This is a genomic window from Rhodococcus sp. no. 34, assembly GCF_054589475.1.
On the sequence record NZ_BAAILK010000028.1, the window covers coordinates 37,332 to 53,625 of the forward strand.

Here is a 16,294-nt window from a genome sequence, read left to right on the forward strand (position 1 = left end):
ACAACCGCAATCGCGCCGCCCGGTGAGCGTTCGTCACTTCTTACCCACCACTGACACCCGTCGTCGGCAAGGTTACCCATGTGCCGTTCACCGGTGCCCGCTTACGGTTCGAAAGACGGGCCGCACATACCTCCTTCAGTGGCCCTGGCCGGTTTCTCGGTCCAGCGGACCGGAGTCGACCGAACTACGGAGGCCTCAACCACCAACTGGCTCAGCCAATTACACCAGAACACGGCGGTGCGACATGAACTCGACTTCGAAGCCTCACAACACAAGTGCTCGTAGTGGTCCGTTACACGACGTGATAGTCGTCGACCTCACGCGCGCACTCGCGGGTCCTCACGCGGCAATGATGCTCGGCGATCTGGGTGCCGACGTGATCAAGGTCGAATCACCTCACGGCGGCGACGACACCCGTGGGTGGGGGCCGCCTTTTGTGGAGCCCACGTTGGAACCACCGAACACACAACGGGAATCGACGTATTTTCTGTCCACGAACCGGAACAAGAAGTCGATCACGCTCGATCTGAAATCCGACAGTGGGCGCGCGACCCTCGAAGATCTCGTCTGCCGCGCCGATGTTCTCATGGAGAACTTCCGCACCGGAGTTCTCGATCGACTCGGATTCTCGACCGAGCGGCTGGCCGAACTCAATCCTCGACTGATCGTTCTGTCCATCAGCGGTTTCGGCCACGATGGCCCGGAAGGCGGTCGCGCCGGCTACGACCAGATCGCCCAGGGGGAAGCCGGACTCATGTCGCTGACCGGCTCGAGTCCGGACGACGTTCAACGAGTCGGAGTTCCGATCGCCGATCTTCTCGCCGGAATGTACGGGGCGTTCGGTGTCGTCGCGGCTTTGAAGGAACGCGAGCAGACGGGGAGAGGCCGCGTTGTCCGAACGTCGCTCTTGGCCAGCGTGGTCGGTGTTCACGCGTTTCAAGGAACGAAGTGGACCGTCGCCGGCGAGGTAGGCACGGCGCAGGGCAACCACCATCCCTCCATCGCACCGTACGGACTCTTTCGTACCGGCGATGGCGCAGTACAGATCTCGGTCGGCAGCGAAAGCCTGTGGAGAAGATTCTGCGAAGGATTCGACCTCGACCCTGACGCCCCGGGTATGGCAACAAACGCCGAACGCGTCGAAAATCATTTCCAGGTCGTCGAATTGATCGAACGTACCTTCAAGCCGTACTCGCGTGACGAGCTTCTGACCGAACTCGACCGCATCGGAGTACCGGCAGGACGGGTTCGGACGATCTCCGAAGTGTACGAATGGGAGCAGACCCGATCACAGGGATTGCTCGTCGACGTCGACCACAGCATGCTCGGAAACATCACACTGCCCGGTCCACCGCTGCGATTTTTCGATCCGGACGGAACCGAAGTGACGGAGACCCGCCACACTGCACCTCCGGTTCTCGGTGAAGACACTGACGAAATCATGTCGTGGCTACAAGGATTCACCCGATGAACCGCCTGACGGCTCGCGACTTGCTCGACCTGGTGATCGATGCCGGCACCTGGGAGTCGTGGGATACCCCTCCGATTCCCGTCGCGACCGACTCCGACTACGCCGAAGCACTTCTGCGGGCCCAGGAGAAGACCGGGCTCGACGAGTCCGTCCTGACCGGAAGCGCCTCCGTCCGAGGCCGCCGTGTGGCAATCATCGTCTGCGAGTTCGGTTTTCTCGGCGGATCGATCGGCGTGGCGGCGGGAGAACGCCTCGTCGTCGCCATCCGTCGAGCCACCCAAGAGCACCTGCCCCTTCTTGCGCTTCCCACGTCCGGGGGAACGCGCATGCAGGAGGGGACGACGGCGTTTTTGCAGATGGTCAAGATCACCGCGGCGCTCATCAAGCACAAAGAAGCGCACCTGCCCTACATCGTCTATCTCCGAAACCCCACCACCGGTGGCATATTCGCGTCCTGGGGATCACTCGGTCACGTGACGATCGCGGAACCGGGGGCCCTCGTCGGATTCCTCGGCCCCCGGGTGTTCGAGGCCTTGTACAACTCACCTTTCCCCGCCGGTGTCCAGACAGCGGAGAACCTTCACGAGCACGGACTCATCGATGCAGTGAGGCCGCCAGACCAGCTCGCCGAAATCGTCGAACGCGCATTGCGCATCATCACCGGGGCGCATCGTGGGCACCTACTGCCCAGTGACCCGTGCTCGTACGATTGCCCACCCGATACGTCAGCCTGGGAATCCGTCGTCGCATCCCGACGCGAAGACCGACCTGGGATTCGTGAAGTGCTGCTCAATTCCGCTTCGGACATGCTCCCGCTCAACGGAACCGGCCAAGGCGAGAACGATCCCGGCATCATGCTCGCACTCGTCCGCTTCGGCGACATGCCCTGCGTCCTTCTCGGACAGGACCGGCGCGGACAGACTGCTCACTCCCCACTCGGCCCCGGCGCTCTGCGGGAGGCTCGGCGAGGTATGCGGCTGGCCGCAGAACTCGACCTGCCGTTGGTGACGATCATCGACACAGCGGGCGCGGCACTGTCGAAGGAGGCCGAAGAAGGCGGACTGGCGGGCGAGATCGCTCGGTGCATAGCCGACATGATTTCACTCGAGGTCCCCACCATTTCCCTCCTGCTCGGGCAGGGCACGGGCGGCGGCGCCCTGGCACTGATTCCGGCCGATCGAGTGCTGGCGGCCCGCCACGGTTGGCTCTCGCCCTTACCTCCCGAAGGTGCGAGCGCGATCATGTTCCACGACATCACGCACGCGCCGGACATGGCGGCCGGTCAAGGGATACGGTCCTTCGATCTGCTCGCGGGCGGCATCGTCGATCGGGTCATCCCCGAATTTCCCGATGCCGCGGACGAATCCGCCGCCTTCTGCACTCGCGTCGGAGCGGTACTGCACTACGAGCTGAGCGTGCTCAGTGCTACCGATGCGACTGAACGGCTCAACACCCGCACCGAACGCATCGACCGTATCGGCCTGGTCGAAGCCAGTACCTCCGTCTGATCGATCAGTACCCAGAACACCGGAAAGGCCGGACATCCTCCGCGGAGGATGTCCGGCCTTCGTCGATCGAGCACACTCAGCCAAGCGTCACGTGAGTTGCTTGGCGGGTTCCTCCCGATCGCCGCCGGGAGTCTTCGAATCCGGCTTGTTCGGTTCCGGATTCTTCGCATTCAGCTCCGGGTTCTTCGAACCGATGAACTGGCACAGGTGGTACATCCCGATCACGACGATGGTGCCGAGCGCGATGCCGCTGAGCGAGAACGTGTCACTGAACTTCAGAGCCGTGTCGCCGATACCGATGATGAGGCCGGCCGCGATCGGCATGAGGTTGAGCGGATTGCCGAAGTCGACGCCGTTCTCCTTCCAGATCTTGGCGCCGAGCAGACCGATCATGCCGTAGAGCACCACGGTGATTCCGCCGAGAACACCGCCGGGCGTCGCCGAGATGACGGCACCGAACTTGGGGGAGAAGCCGAGCATCATGGCGACGATGCCGGCAACCGCGTAGGCGGCGGTGGAGTACACACGGGTCGCTGCCATGACACCGATGTTCTCGGCGTACGTCGTGGTGGGCGAACCGCCGACGCTGCTGGCGATAGCGGTGGCGAAACCGTCACCGGCGAGCGCACGTCCCATGTACGGGTCGAGGTCGTCCCCGGTCATCTCGGCCACGGCCTTGACGTGGCCCGCGTTCTCCGCGATCAACGCGATGACACCCGGAAGGACCAGGATGATGAACGTGAGGCTGAACGACGGAGCGTGGATGCCGACGATTCCGTTGGCCTCGTCCGAGAACGGAGGAAGCCCGAACCACGACGCCGACTGCACCGAATCCCAGTTGACGCGGAAGTGCTCGGTGATCTGACCAGTGCCTGCGTCGTACGAGGTGATCGTGCCCGAGACCCGGTCGAGGATCCAGGAGAGGACGTAGCCGAAGATCAGCGCCAGGAAGATGGCGATGCGCGCCATGAAGCCACGTAGCGCGATACTCATGACGATCAGGGCCACCATGACGATCAGAGCCACCCACTGGTCCTGCGGCCAGTACAGCCCCGCGACGACGGGTGCCAGGTTGAATCCGATCAGCATCACCACTGCGCCGGTCACCACCGGGGGAAGAACCTTGAATACGACCCGGCCACCGAGGAAGTGGATCGCGATACCGATGGCTGCCAGGACCAGTCCGGACACCAGGATCGCGCCGGTCACCTCTGCGGATGTTCCGCCTTGGGCACGAATGGCGGCGATACCGCCGACAAAGGCCGCCGACGTACCGAGGTAGCTGGGAATGCGTCCCTTGACCACCAGCAGGAAGAAGAGCGTACAAAAGCCCGACATCATCACGGCAAGTTGAGGATTGAGCCCCATGATGATCGGGAAGACGAACGTCGCGCCGAACATCGACACCACGTGCTGGCTGCCCAGCCCGATGGTTCTTCCCCAGCTGAGCCGCTCGCCGGGAGCGACCACTTCACCCGGTTTGATGTTCTTTCCATCTCCGTGCAACGTCCAAATCGGCATGATGGGACCTTTCGTGCAGAGGAAGGTGTCCGAACGCTGAGTGTGCTCCAGCTCACAAAACACCGTGACTGGAGTGAAACGCTATTACAGCGCGGGGGTATCGACGTGATGACAATCTGCCAGAACCCACCGACCCGGATTGGCAATATTAGTGATTGATGCCGCGCATCGCGGTTATCTTCAGTGCTAGAGACAGATCCAGCCGGAGTTCGGGTTGCGCCGTGAAGGGTCCCAGCATTTTCTCCAGCTTAACGACCCTGTAACGCAGTGTGTTGTAATGGAAGTGGAGCTTGCGCGCTGTCTCGGCGATGTTGATGTTGGTCGCGAGCAAGACTTCCAATGTCTTGCGCATGTCCTGCGCTTCGGCAGTTTCCTCCGTCAGTTCCCGCAGTGTCTCCCGCGCGAACGTCTCCAGCTCGTTTTCGTCCTCGACCAGACTGAGCAGTCTGTACACGCCCAGATCGTCGAACTGAGTCACCGTCCACGGACCGGAGATCCGTCGCCCGACGGTCAGTGCGGTGCGCGCCTGACTGTAGAGCGCCGGAACGGCGTCGATCGCCGCTGTCGGCCGGGACACCCCGACACTGAACGGCCTTCTCCCGCCGCCACCTTCACCGCGAACGACCGTGACGAGGTCCCGCACCAATGCCATCGTGTCGGTGCCGACGCCCATCACGATCACCGTCTCGCCCGTCAGCGCGGTCACCGCCGCACCGGGATCGCGGTGGGCGATCGCGCCGGAGAACGCCATCGCCTGGCGATCGACGACGGGCAGCCGAGCGGGCGCCGCAGAGGCCGGTTCGTCGATCGGGTCCGGCTCGATCGAGACGATCACCAGCGGGCGGTCGAAGTCCCAACCGAATGTCTTGGCATGGGAGACAACGTGATCGTGGTCCCCGGCCCGGCCGAGGAGCAGGTCGTGAACGAAGTTGGCGCGATGGCGTTCTTCCACCGACGCCACGGCTTGTTCGCGGGTGATGACCAACGCACACACCGACGCGGCCCGCTCGACCAGGTACTGGTCGTAACTCGTCATGACGCGCTCACCGGTGAACAACGCGAGACGCCCGTGGTCGATGTGATTGGCGGAAATCGCGGACACCGCGATGAATTGACCGTCGAACTCGTGCAGACCCAATCCGCCCTCGACGGTGTCGGTCCGCAGACGACCGGTGGAATCGACGGCGGGACAGGCAGACAGATGCTTGCGCTCCGCGGCGTCCCCGGCGCGGCAGATCTCGCGTCCGTCCGAGGTGGTGATCAGGGCAGCGCCCTTCATCTCCCGTGCGATGACTTCGGTCAATTGCGGGAGGCCGCCGCCGCCCATCACGACGTCGACCAGCAGCCGTCGCAAGCGCTCGGCCCCGAACATGGCGTCGATCTGGGCCGACTCCGTCTGCTCACGGTCTCTCGCCGCGGGGTGATCACACGCACCGTGAAAAACCAGGAGCGGGAAGTCTGCGCTTTCGGCCGCGTCGACCAGTTCCGGCGCGAGAGTGTCCCCGTCTGCGCCGAATTGGACGGCGAGCGCTGCAACTCCGCGCGTCGACAACCGTCCGACAAATGCTTTGAAGGTTTCGGTGACCCTGGCGAGGGTTTCCGGCGTGGTGATCAGCAACTGTCCGTGTCGCAGCCACGGTCCGATGTCCGGAACCGCCATGAATCCCACCCGGGCAACCGTCGGGTCTTCGCAGCCGCCGGCGACCTTTCGAACACCAGGAAGGAGCGGGGTTCGAAGAAGTTCGGAGAGAACAGCATTCACCTCGGATGCCGGTACGGCCGGGTTTGCCACTTGGCAGGCACCTCGATTTCATTCGGATCACGGAAGATGGTTCACGAAAGAAACGATCCTATCCCCACCGAACACAAGATGTCCGAATTCAGCGCAGTCGACTCAGGCCGTTCGATGCAGGGCGGTCGGATTCTCCTGAGGTGGAGGGTGGATCGGCCCCTGCAGATCCCGCAGTTCCAAACCGGAGGCATTGCGAAGGGTCTTGGTCATCTCGGCGAGGATCGACACTGCAGTCTCCTCCGGAGTCCTGGCGCCGAGGTCCAACCCGATCGGTGAGTGCAGACGCCCCAACTCGGCGTCGGTGACGCCGCGCTCCTTCAACAGCGCCACCCGACGCTCATGCGTCGCACGACTTCCCATCGCGCCGACGTACGCAGCCGGCGAACGCAGCGCGATCTCGAGCAAGGGGATGTCGAACTTCTCGTCGTGGGTGAGCACGGCCAGGACGGTTTTGTTGTCGATCGGTGCGGTTTCGAGGAACTTGTGTGGCCACATGACGACCAGATCGTGGGCGTCGGGGAAACGCGCCCGTGTCGCGAAGACCGGCCGTGCGTCCACGACGGTCACGCGATAACCCGCAAAGGCGCCCAACGTACACATCGAGGCCGCGAAGTCGATGGCCCCGAACACGTACATCCGCGGTAGTGGCGCGAAGATCTCGACCAGCAGGTCGTGCTGCGAATCGATGAGAGTTCCCGCGGGCGCGACAAAAGCGACGGACTCACCGGTCTCCATTGTGCGCAGCAGAATGGAGACCTCGTCCTCCGTGGCATCCAGATCCCCGCTGCGTCGGCCGTGCTCGACGACAAGGTGCCGCGCCGGCGCTCCCGGACGCACTTCGGTGACCACGACGACGGGCGTATCGGCCTCGATCCGTTCACAGACCTGACCGAACTCGGCGAAATCGGCTCCGACAGCCTGGACGAACACTTCGATGGTTCCGCCGCAGGTCAGACCTACTCCGATGGCGTCGTCGTCGGAGACGCTGAAGACCTCGACGCGGCTGGTGCCGTCGGCGAGAACCTCCTGGGCGATCTCGTACAGGGCACTCTCGATGCACCCGCCCGAGACGCTGCCGACCACCTCGCCGGAGCGCGAGACGGCCATCGAAGCACCGGGCATGCGCGGTGAGGATCGCCAGGTACGGACAACCGTCGCCAGCGCAAAGTCCTCGCCGCGGGCGTGCCACTGCGCCAGCTGAGTGGAAATGTCGCGCATCGCCTCGCCTCCCGCTTGCATCGCCGTCCGTAGAGAGTTCACGGTATCGGCCCACCGCAATCCTGCCTGTCACACAATGCGCCTAAATCCGGGCCCTGCAGTTGTGCAATGTCGCCGTCGCATCACCGTGCGCTCTCGACCAGTGTTGTCACCGAGCCCAGCCGAAAGCAGGCCTGACCTTCATTCTTCCCCTCTCCGACGATCACTGCAGCGGCAATTCACGCAGATGGTGCGACGGATCGAGTGGGCGACGTTGCACACCACAGAACCGAGGTTTCTCCCATGGACCAATTGCTCAGCGGTATCAAAGTTCTCGACCTCACCCGTGCTCTCGCGGGGCCTCTGTGCACGTCGCTGCTCTCGGACTTCGGCGCCGACGTGGTCAAGGTCGAAACCCGTGGCTCCGGCGACAGTTCGCGTCAGTGGCCGCCGTTCGACGGCGATCGAAGCCTCTACTTCGCTTCCGTGAACCGGGGCAAACGGTCGATCGCCATCGACATGCGCAGTGACCGCGGGCGGAAACTGCTTCGCAGCCTGGCCCTCGACGCGGATGTGCTGGTCGAGAACTTCCGTCCGGGAGTACTGGCCGACATGGGGCTCGATCCCGACTCGCTCGAACAGGAGAATCCAGGGCTCGTCGTGATGAGCATCAGTGGTTTCGGCCCCGTGGGCCCTGACCAGTTCGCGCCCGGACTCGATCAGGTGGCCCAGGGCATGTCCGGGTTGATGTCGGTCACCGGCGCCGGGGAACAGACCCCGATGCGGGTCGGTATCCCCATCATCGACACCGTCTCGGGCATCTACGCGGCGCTGGGTATCACGGCGGCGTTGGCTTCGCGCGGTCGCGACGGTCGTGGGCACCGCGTGCAGACCTCGTTGCTGGAATCCGCGATCTCGATCATGACCTTCCAGGCGCAGGACTACCTGAGCACCGGGCGGGTTTCGACGCCGAACGGCAATACGCACCCGACGATCACGCCGTACGGCGCTTTCGACACTGCCGACTTCCCGATCAACATCGCCACCGGCTCGGACAAGCACTGGATCGCGCTGTGCTCGGTACTCGGTGACCCCGAGCTCGCCTTCCGTACCGAATATGCCACGGGTAAAGAACGTTTGGCGCACCGAAACCAACTGACCAAAGAACTCGAGGACCTACTGACCACGAAGGGCGCAGCGCAATGGATCTCCGAGATCCGCGGTGCCGGAATCCCCTGCGGCCCGATCCATTCGATCGATCAGGTGTTCTCCGACCCGCAGGTCGAGGCATTGCAGATGGTCGAGCAGACCCAGAGCGCCGACGGAACGTCGATTCCCGTTGTCCGCGGACCGTTCTGGGTGGACGGCAAGACCCTTCCCGTCAGGAATGCGCCACCCATGACTCTCGGCGGTGACGCCGACGGCGTGCTGGCCGACTTCGGCCTGCGTCCGGAGGAGATCGAAGACCTTCGCGCAAATTCGGTGATCTGACCGCACACTAGTAACAGAGCAGACGCTCTGTTACTGTGCGTTCATGCCCCGGCCACGCGTCCACGACCTCGACACACTGCTCGACGCTGCCGAGAAACTTGCCGCCACCGCCGGGCCGAGCGCTGTCACGGTCCGGGCGGTCTCCGACGCCACCGGTGTATCCAACGGGGCGATCTATCACGCATTCGGCTCTCGCAGTGGACTGGTCGGTAGCGCGTGGCTGCGTGCCGCGCAACGATTTCTCGCGCTTCAACAATCGAGAGTGGACGACGCTCTCGCGGACCCGTCGCCAACTTCGGCGGTTTCCGCCGTCGTCGCAGCCGCCGAAGTTCCGGCTGTCTTCGCACTCGACTACCCACAATCCGCGTTGCTGCTGTTGACGATCCAGCGCGACGAACTGCTCGGCACCGACGTCCCTGCCGACATCGCCGAGCAACTCACACAACTCGACCGGTCTCTGGTCGACTTGTTCATCCGGTTGTCGACCGCGCTCTGGGGCCGCAAGGACGGCCGAGCCGTCGAGGCAATCGAGGCCTGTGTTGTCGGCCTGCCTACCGGACTGCTCATTCATCCCGCCAAACGCGCCGACGGTTGGCGAGTCCCCGACGCCGCGGCACGCGCGCGGTTGGATGCCGCCGTTCGAGCGGTTCTACATCTCGGCCCACCACTCCCCAAGCCACGCAACAGGAAAGGCCAATCATGACCGCAACTCTGCGCTTCGAAGACAAGATCGCCGTTCTCGATCTCGGCGAGGACGAGAATCGATTCTCGCCGGAGTGGCTCGATTCCGTCGACAAGCTACTCGACCAGGCTCTGAGCGAAAGCGCACACGCCCTGGTCACCACGGCGACGGGCAAGTTCTACTCCAACGGACTCGACCTCGACTGGCTGGGCGCGAACGGCGACAAGGCCAAGTGGTATGTGCAGCAGGTGCAGTCGCTGTTCTCTCGAATGCTGACGTTCCCGATGCCCACCGTCGCGGCGATCAACGGCCACGCCTTCGGAGCCGGCGCCATGCTCGGCATCGCGCACGATTACCGCGTCATGCGCGATGATCGCGGCTACTACTGCTTCCCGGAGGTGGACATCAACATCCCCTTCACCGAAGGAATGGCAGCTCTCATCCAGGCCAAACTCAGCCCGGCGTCGGCAATCGTCGCTATGACCACGGGGCGGCGATACGGCGGAAGTGACGCATTCGCAGCCGGTTTGGTGGACTTCACCGCATCCGTCGGCGCTTTGACCGCCAAGGCCATCGAAATGGTTGCACCGATAGGCCCGAAGAATGCGGGCACACTGGGCGCCATCAAGTCGACGATGTTCGCTTCAGTGGTCACCGCTCTGAATACGGACGGCTAGAAGCGACGGACTGTGTTCTCGCAGAGCCGCTTCCAGATCATCGGCAACACTTTCGGGATCGCGGCCTTCGGTACTCAGAACCACGTCGACTCCACTGAGCGCCGGCATCGAACCAGCCAGCAGTTGTGACGCCTCCACCAACTCGTCCAACCCGGCCCAGCCGGCCGGTTCACGTTCGATGATTCTGGTACGCAACGTATCCGGATCGGCCTCGAGGCGCGCCAGCAGGTACCCCTCGGCGCCGGTCGCGGCCAGCAGGGCGCGCCCGTAGTCGTCGTCTTCGACGGTAGCTGTGAGGAACAGGAGTTCGTACCCCACTTCCCGGTACGACGCGCACAGCATCCCGACGTGTGCGATTGCCCGTTCGGTCCCCAGCGGCGGATAGCACCGCTCGAGTTCGTCCACCTCGATCATCGCGTTGCTCACCCCGGCCTCGCCGAGTCGATCGTGAAGCGCGGTCAGCACGGAACTCTTCCCCGCGCCCGGGGGGCCTGTCAGCAGCAGAGCGAACACGTCCTCCACTATTGCAGAGCCGTAAGCATGTCCAGAACCTTGTGCAGGCGCGGGGCGGCGAGAAGGCTGGAGAACACAGCTTGACCTGTACACCAGCCCTGATCGGAGCACAGCGATGACCACCACGATCACCGAAATCGCGCCGGACATCTACCGACTGTCGACCTTCGTGGACGAAGCGAACCTCACGATGAACCAGTTTCTCGTCGACGGCGAGGAACCCTTGCTCTTCCACACCGGGCAGCGAGCGTTGTTCACCTCTGCCTCTGACGCACTCTCCACGCTGATCGACATCGACCGTCTGAAATGGATCACGTTCGGTCACGTCGAGGCCGACGAATGCGGGTCCATGAACTCCTGGCTTGCGGCGGCCCCCGAAGCGCAAGTTGCACACGGTGCGATGGGGTGCTTCGTCCAGGTCAACGATCTGGCCGATCGGGCGCCACTTCCCTTGCAGGACGGCGACGTACTCGAAACCGGCAGCCGCCGAGTCCGGCACATCGACACCCCACACGTCCCACACGGTTGGGACGCGGGCCTGATGTTCGAGGAGACGACGTCGACGCTGTTCTGCGGAGACCTCTTCACCGCGTTCGGGCACCACCCCGCGACCACCGAGCACGAAATCGTCGGTCCCGCTTTGGAAGCCGAAGACTTGGGCCACGCCACCTGCCTCACCCCGGATCTCGAACCCACGATCCGTGCCCTGGCCGACCTCGAGCCGCGGATTCTGGCGACCATGCATGCACCGACGTACTACGGCGATTGCGTCACCACTCTTCACGACCTTGCCGACTCGTACGCAACACGTTTCGCGGCCGAAACCGAAAGATGGAAATCAGACTAGAGCCTGCACGTTCGACGTGATTCGCGCCGCCACGGACAGCGCAACATGCTCGCGGAACGGTCTCGCCACCACCTGCACCCCGATCGGTAAACCGTTGGGGGAGAGCCCTACCGGAACCACGACCGACGGGAGGCCGAGCACACTGATCGCCCGGCAACTCGCGAGCGCGTCCATCCACGTGAGTTCGCGACCACCCACCTCGAAGCTCTCCACACCGAGCGGCGGAGCGAGCACCGACGCAACCGGCAGAATCAGAACGTCGCCCATTTCGCCCAGGAAGTCGCTGATCAACACCGCGCGATCCGCCCACAGCGCTTCCACCTCGGCGGAACTGCGATCACGGCCTGCCGCAAGCATGGCGGTGATGTCCGCGTCGAAAGCGTGCGCTGAACCTGCTGCGAGAGAGTGGATGTCCGCGTGGGTCTCGACCGATCGCAACGCGCCGAAAAGCGCGTTGGCCCGCGACAGGGCCAGACCGTCGTACTCGCTCGCGTCCAGGCTGATCGCCACCGTCCCAACCGCTGACCGGATTTCTTCGTCGACGGGAATCGTTCCCTCGCCGGTGGCCCAGCGGATGTCGAGGTCGTCGACGTCGACCGAATCAGGCTCGCTCCACGAGAAATGCGGCATCGACAGGACGCGCAACGCAAGCGCCGCATCACCGAGGTTGCGGGCCAGTGGGCCGATGGTCTGGATCGTGCCGTGCATCGTCGCAGGGTTGGCGAGTACCCGTCCATCCGAAAGCACGCCTGGATACTGACCTTCCGGATCGACACGTCCGAGCGTCGGGCGAACCGAAGTGAGGCCGGTGCAGTGGGCGGGCCAACGCACCGAGCCACCAAAATCCGTACCGAGTCCGAGCACGCTCATTCCGGCAGCAACCGACGCGGACTCGCCGCCACTCGATCCGCCGGGGGACCGGACGACGCCGTCCGGTCGCACCGGACTGGCCGTGGTTCCGAACAGTTCGTTTCGAGTCAGGCCGCACGCGCCGAATTCCGGGGTGTTGGTCTTGCCGATCAGAATCGCACCGGCAGCCTTGAATGCCGCGACGGCCGGGGCGTCGACGGCCGGGACGTTGTCCGCCAGAGTGCGAGAACCGGCAGTGGTGCGCACGCCGGCAGTGGCGATCAGGTCCTTGACCGTGAACGGAACCCCGGCAAGGGGGCCGAGTGTCTCACCGAGAAGGCGTCGTTCGTCCAGGGCATCCGCGGCCGTGCGAGCCTCCTCGGCGCACACGGTGACCAGTGCGTTGAGTTCGTCATTGCATTCGTCGACCCGTGCGAGGTGGTCTTCGACGATGGTCCGCGCCGACGCCTGACCCGACCGCACGGCTTCGGCGATGGATCGGGCATCACGGCCCACCCAGCTCTCACGACTCATCGCACGCCTCTCCTTGCCAGTACCCTCTGCCGAGCGTAAGGACAACGAGCAAGCCGAGAAACGACCACAATGCACATACCGACGGCGCCGGCGATGTGAGGTTTTGCCACAACGTCTGCAGGTCCGGAGGGATCGGTCAGGTGCTGGTATCTACAAACCCTGCCTGATGAATGCAGCAAGCTTCTCGATCTGTTGCTCGTTTCGTTTGTAATGCCTCCACTGGCCGATTCGTGTGGTGGTGACCAGATCCGCGGCCTGGAGTGCGGCCATGTACTGAGACGCAGTCGATTGCGACACCTTCGCCCTCGCTTGAATGTGCTTGAGGCACACTCCGACCTCCTCGGCAGGCTCGAGCTGAGGGGGAAAGCTCCCGGGGTCTTTCAACCACTGCAGGATTTGCACACGCATCGGGTTGGCCAGCGCCTTGAACGCCGTTTCCCACTCGGTTGTTGCGTCTTCCATGTTCGTGAGCATACCGCTAGATCGCGAAATGCCGATATGTGTGGTTCACTCCCTATATCGCAACATCGCGATATACCAATGGGAGGCAGAAATGGTGCAGCACGACAAAGTGGCACTCGTGGTCGGAGCCCGAGGCGTGATCGGTGGGAACTTGATCGATCACCTCGAGTCGACCGGAGAATGGAAGATCATCGGACTCTCGCGGCGAGGCGGTACGGACACCGACCGGGTCGAACACATCGCAGTCGACCCGCTCGATCCTTACCGGACTGCAGCGGCACTGAGCGGACTGGGCGACGTCACTCACGTCTTCTACGCCGCCTATCAAGACCGCCCGACATGGGCCGAGCTGGTTCCGCCCAACTTGGCGATGCTGGTCAACACTCTCGACGCCATCGAGCCCGTTGCGGGCGGACTCGAGCACGTCAGCCTGATGCAGGGCTACAAGGTTTACGGGGCACACCTCGGACCGTTCAAAACTCCGGCCCGCGAGAGCGATCCACCGCACATGCCACCCGAGTTCAACGTCGACCAACAGCAGTTCCTCGAACGCAGGCAGCTCGGCAAGTCGTGGACATGGTCGGCGATCAGACCCTCGGTCGTCTCCGGATTCGCACTGGGTAACCCGATGAACCTCGCGATGGTCATCGCCGTCTACGCGACCATCTCGAAGAAACTGGGTGTCCCACTCCGATTCCCCGGCAAACCCGGCGCGTACACCAGCTTGATCGAGATGACCGACGCCGGACTCCTGGCCGAAGCGACGGTCTGGGCCGCGACCAACCCCGAGTGCGCAAATCAGGCGTTCAACATCAACAACGGCGACCTGTTCCGCTGGCAGGAGATGTGGCCGAAGATCGCAGCCTTCTTCGACATGGACGTCGCGCCTCCGCTCCCGATGTCCCTCGACGTCGCAATGGCGGACAAGGAGTCGGTGTGGGATGAACTCGTCGAGGAACACCACCTTGCTCGGACCCCGTATTCCGATGTCTCGTCCTGGGGGTTCGGTGACTTCGTATTCGGATGGGACTACGACTTTTTCGCTGACGGATCGAAAGCTCGTCGGTTCGGATTTCACCGCCACGTCGACACCGAAGCGATGTTCCTCGACATCTTCGCCAATCTGCAGGCTCGGAAGATAATCCCCTGACTGAAACACGGTCACCCGGATCCTACGAACACTGTCACTGTCGGACCCCACGACTAACGTCGTAGGCGGGGTTTGAAAAGCAGGGGTTTCGGCGAGTCGTCGGTAGGGCCCCATGCGCCCCCGGACCAGAGGAGCGACGATGTCGGACAATACTTTCGATCTGGAAATCCTGAGTGCCTGGACTACTTTCGAGACTCATCTCGCTCGCTACATCTCCGTGATGGAGGACGACGACACCCTCGTGGTGGAGTCGCATTACGACAGCATGGACGAACTGGCCGACGCGCCCGCGTGCATCCAGTTCTTCGCATGGAACCAGACCTCCGTGCGCTGTGAAGTTCCTTCCAACAGGTTTCTGCATCCACTGCGGATGCTCGAACCGGAAGACCATTCAGCGCTGCTCGACATGGGGTTCAACGCTCCCGATCTGTGCGAGCACGAACCCGAGGGCAATGGGTCCATGTCCTTCTACATCGACGTCGACCGCGCTCGTCCCGAGGAACTGGTGACAAAGGTGTTGCGCGTCTTCCGTGAAATGTGGAGCATTGCGCACCCGTCGTTCCTGCGTGCCAGCACCAGTGGGCGCGAGTCGACGCCGGCGTTCGCCACGACGCCGTCTCACGCTCCCTCGGGTTCGGGCGACATGCTGCGGATCCTGGTCGACGGGGCCGTCGAGCGCCTTCTCGGTCATCCGCCCAAGCGTGACGACGACGGCGATATCCCGCTGGTCCGCGGTGAGCAGGTCACCTATGTTCGTGTCCTCGAGGACGACGAGTACGTAGAGGTGTTCTCGCGGGTCGTGCATTCGGTGGAGAACCTCGAGAACGCTGCTGTAATTCTTGCTCAGCTCAATCGGCAATGGCCGACCATCAAGCTCATTCTCGTCGAGCAGAGTGTGCTGGGCGTGGTCCGCGTGGACGGCGCACCCTTCGTCGCCGAGCACCTGCTGCGGGCTCTGCGCTCGTTCGCCGAACTGGCCGAAGCATCCGACGAACTCGCCGAAGAACTGGGCGGGCAACCCATCCGCGCAACCGGAGACACCGCCTTCAACGACGGCATGGCCTCCGAGCACGAAGATCCCGGTGCCGAATACGAGTCGCACGAGTGCCACGAATTTCCGCCGGCTCTCATGGCGCTCCTCGAACTCGACGCAGACGGAACGGGCGAGCTCAGCGCCGAAGAGGTTGCCGTGATCTGTGAGCACGACCGCGACACCATTCTCGACTACCTGCGGATCAGCCAGGAGCAGGAGACTGCCTGGCACGAGGCGTTGACCGAGTCCATCCGCCGCAAGGACGACGACACCGACCTGTGTGCGGGCGAGAAGCGCGCGTGGACGCACGCGATCCGCAACCTCAGGCGCGGACTGCGCGTCGTCGTACTGCCCGCCAAGGATGCAGCGCCCACCCAACTCGGTCTCTTCGACGATCAGGCCTGAGAACCGGAAATCGAGCGCTGCTTGTCAGCCCGGTAGTGGGATGACGATGCCCGGCAGGATCTCGATCTGACGCGGCAACTGGGGGAGCGGCGGCACTTCGATCGGCGGTAGGCCGGGCACCTCGATGGGCGCCGGGGGAGCGGCCGCGCCCGTCGTGGGCGT

General features: G+C 63.6%; 14 protein-coding genes. 8 read left to right on the forward strand and 6 right to left on the reverse strand.

Annotated elements, in window-relative coordinates:
• Positions 1 to 244: 244 nt before the first annotated feature.
• Positions 245 to 1,471 carry a CaiB/BaiF CoA transferase family protein gene (locus ACYP01_RS12710; RefSeq protein ID WP_459680326.1) on the forward strand — a complete coding sequence of 409 codons (1,227 nt, stop codon included), beginning with the start codon at positions 245 to 247 and terminating at the stop codon, positions 1,469 to 1,471.
• Positions 1,468 to 2,979 carry a carboxyl transferase domain-containing protein gene (locus ACYP01_RS12715; RefSeq protein WP_459680329.1) on the forward strand — a complete coding sequence of 504 codons (1,512 nt, stop codon included), beginning with the start codon at positions 1,468 to 1,470 and terminating at the stop codon, positions 2,977 to 2,979. The genes ACYP01_RS12710 and ACYP01_RS12715 overlap by 4 nt, the downstream gene beginning before the upstream one ends.
• An 87-nt stretch (positions 2,980 to 3,066) precedes the next feature.
• Here the strand turns inward: ACYP01_RS12715 and ACYP01_RS12720 are convergent, their stop codons facing one another.
• The 3 genes from ACYP01_RS12720 to ACYP01_RS12730 form a co-directional block, all read right to left on the reverse strand.
• Complete coding sequence (locus ACYP01_RS12720; protein ID WP_003946008.1) at positions 3,067 to 4,500, reverse strand: uracil-xanthine permease family protein; 1,434 nt, start codon at positions 4,498 to 4,500, stop codon at positions 3,067 to 3,069.
• Between the two features lie 148 nt (positions 4,501 to 4,648).
• Positions 4,649 to 6,292, reverse strand: a complete 1,644-nt coding sequence (locus tag ACYP01_RS12725; protein WP_459680332.1) for a PucR family transcriptional regulator — start codon at positions 6,290 to 6,292, stop codon at positions 4,649 to 4,651.
• A 102-nt stretch (positions 6,293 to 6,394) separates the two neighbouring features.
• Positions 6,395 to 7,510 (reverse strand): XdhC family protein, encoded by a 1,116-nt coding sequence (locus ACYP01_RS12730; RefSeq protein ID WP_459680334.1) that lies wholly within the window; start codon positions 7,508 to 7,510, stop codon positions 6,395 to 6,397.
• A gap of 282 nt (positions 7,511 to 7,792) precedes the next feature.
• Between ACYP01_RS12730 and ACYP01_RS12735 the strand changes: the two genes are divergently transcribed.
• From ACYP01_RS12735 to ACYP01_RS12745, 3 genes are read left to right on the forward strand one after another with little or no spacing between them, the layout of a single operon-like run.
• A complete protein-coding gene (locus ACYP01_RS12735; RefSeq protein ID WP_459680336.1) occupies positions 7,793 to 8,980 on the forward strand; it encodes a CaiB/BaiF CoA transferase family protein in 1,188 nt (395 codons plus the stop codon).
• 43 nt (positions 8,981 to 9,023) lie between these two features.
• A complete protein-coding gene (locus ACYP01_RS12740) occupies positions 9,024 to 9,683 on the forward strand; it encodes a TetR family transcriptional regulator (protein ID WP_459680338.1) in 660 nt (219 codons plus the stop codon).
• Complete coding sequence (locus ACYP01_RS12745; RefSeq protein WP_459680341.1) at positions 9,680 to 10,339, forward strand: enoyl-CoA hydratase-related protein; 660 nt, start codon at positions 9,680 to 9,682, stop codon at positions 10,337 to 10,339. Before ACYP01_RS12740 ends, ACYP01_RS12745 begins: the two co-directional genes overlap by 4 nt.
• On the opposite strand, the gene ACYP01_RS12750 is transcribed toward ACYP01_RS12745, so the two are convergent.
• Positions 10,307 to 10,852, reverse strand: a complete 546-nt coding sequence (locus ACYP01_RS12750; RefSeq protein WP_459680343.1) for an ATP-binding protein — start codon at positions 10,850 to 10,852, stop codon at positions 10,307 to 10,309. The genes ACYP01_RS12745 and ACYP01_RS12750 overlap by 33 nt on opposite strands.
• Before the next feature lie 115 nt (positions 10,853 to 10,967).
• On the opposite strand from ACYP01_RS12750, the gene ACYP01_RS12755 reads away from it, so the two are divergent.
• Positions 10,968 to 11,699, forward strand: a complete 732-nt coding sequence (locus ACYP01_RS12755) for an MBL fold metallo-hydrolase (protein ID WP_003946042.1) — start codon at positions 10,968 to 10,970, stop codon at positions 11,697 to 11,699.
• Here the strand turns inward: ACYP01_RS12755 and ACYP01_RS12760 are convergent.
• The gene (locus tag ACYP01_RS12760) at positions 11,691 to 13,082 is read right to left on the reverse strand and encodes an amidase (protein WP_459680346.1); all 1,392 of its coding nucleotides are present in this window, start codon (positions 13,080 to 13,082) and stop codon (positions 11,691 to 11,693) included. The genes ACYP01_RS12755 and ACYP01_RS12760 overlap by 9 nt on opposite strands.
• 150 nt (positions 13,083 to 13,232) lie before the next feature.
• Positions 13,233 to 13,544, reverse strand: coding sequence for an ArsR/SmtB family transcription factor (locus tag ACYP01_RS12765; protein ID WP_007735219.1), 312 nt, complete (start codon positions 13,542 to 13,544; stop codon positions 13,233 to 13,235).
• 91 nt (positions 13,545 to 13,635) lie between these two features.
• Between ACYP01_RS12765 and ACYP01_RS12770 the strand changes: the two genes are divergently transcribed.
• Both ACYP01_RS12770 and ACYP01_RS12775 read left to right on the forward strand, forming a co-directional pair.
• Positions 13,636 to 14,694 carry an SDR family oxidoreductase gene (locus ACYP01_RS12770; protein WP_459680349.1) on the forward strand — a complete coding sequence of 353 codons (1,059 nt, stop codon included), beginning with the start codon at positions 13,636 to 13,638 and terminating at the stop codon, positions 14,692 to 14,694.
• 139 nt (positions 14,695 to 14,833) lie between these two features.
• Positions 14,834 to 16,132 (forward strand): T3SS (YopN, CesT) and YbjN peptide-binding chaperone 1, encoded by a 1,299-nt coding sequence (locus tag ACYP01_RS12775; protein ID WP_003946055.1) that lies wholly within the window; start codon positions 14,834 to 14,836, stop codon positions 16,130 to 16,132.
• The last annotated feature ends 162 nt before the right edge of the window (positions 16,133 to 16,294 follow it).

Bases quoted from the DNA above. Each gene is read 5' to 3' on its own strand.
- ACYP01_RS12710 (WP_459680326.1), top strand. From the start codon at position 245: ATGAACTCGACTTCGAAGCCTCACAACACAAGTGCTCGTAGTGGTCCG.
- ACYP01_RS12715 (WP_459680329.1), top strand. From the start codon at position 1,468: ATGAACCGCCTGACGGCTCGCGACTTGCTCGACCTGGTGATCGATGCC.
- ACYP01_RS12720 (WP_003946008.1), bottom strand. From the start codon at position 4,500: ATGCCGATTTGGACGTTGCACGGAGATGGAAAGAACATCAAACCGGGT.
- ACYP01_RS12730 (WP_459680334.1), bottom strand. From the start codon at position 7,510: ATGCGCGACATTTCCACTCAGCTGGCGCAGTGGCACGCCCGCGGCGAG.
- ACYP01_RS12735 (WP_459680336.1), top strand. From the start codon at position 7,793: ATGGACCAATTGCTCAGCGGTATCAAAGTTCTCGACCTCACCCGTGCT.
- ACYP01_RS12740 (WP_459680338.1), top strand. From the start codon at position 9,024: ATGCCCCGGCCACGCGTCCACGACCTCGACACACTGCTCGACGCTGCC.
- ACYP01_RS12745 (WP_459680341.1), top strand. From the start codon at position 9,680: ATGACCGCAACTCTGCGCTTCGAAGACAAGATCGCCGTTCTCGATCTC.
- ACYP01_RS12755 (WP_003946042.1), top strand. From the start codon at position 10,968: ATGACCACCACGATCACCGAAATCGCGCCGGACATCTACCGACTGTCG.
- ACYP01_RS12760 (WP_459680346.1), bottom strand. From the start codon at position 13,082: ATGAGTCGTGAGAGCTGGGTGGGCCGTGATGCCCGATCCATCGCCGAA.
- ACYP01_RS12765 (WP_007735219.1), bottom strand. From the start codon at position 13,544: ATGGAAGACGCAACAACCGAGTGGGAAACGGCGTTCAAGGCGCTGGCC.
- ACYP01_RS12770 (WP_459680349.1), top strand. From the start codon at position 13,636: ATGGTGCAGCACGACAAAGTGGCACTCGTGGTCGGAGCCCGAGGCGTG.
- ACYP01_RS12775 (WP_003946055.1), top strand. From the start codon at position 14,834: ATGTCGGACAATACTTTCGATCTGGAAATCCTGAGTGCCTGGACTACT.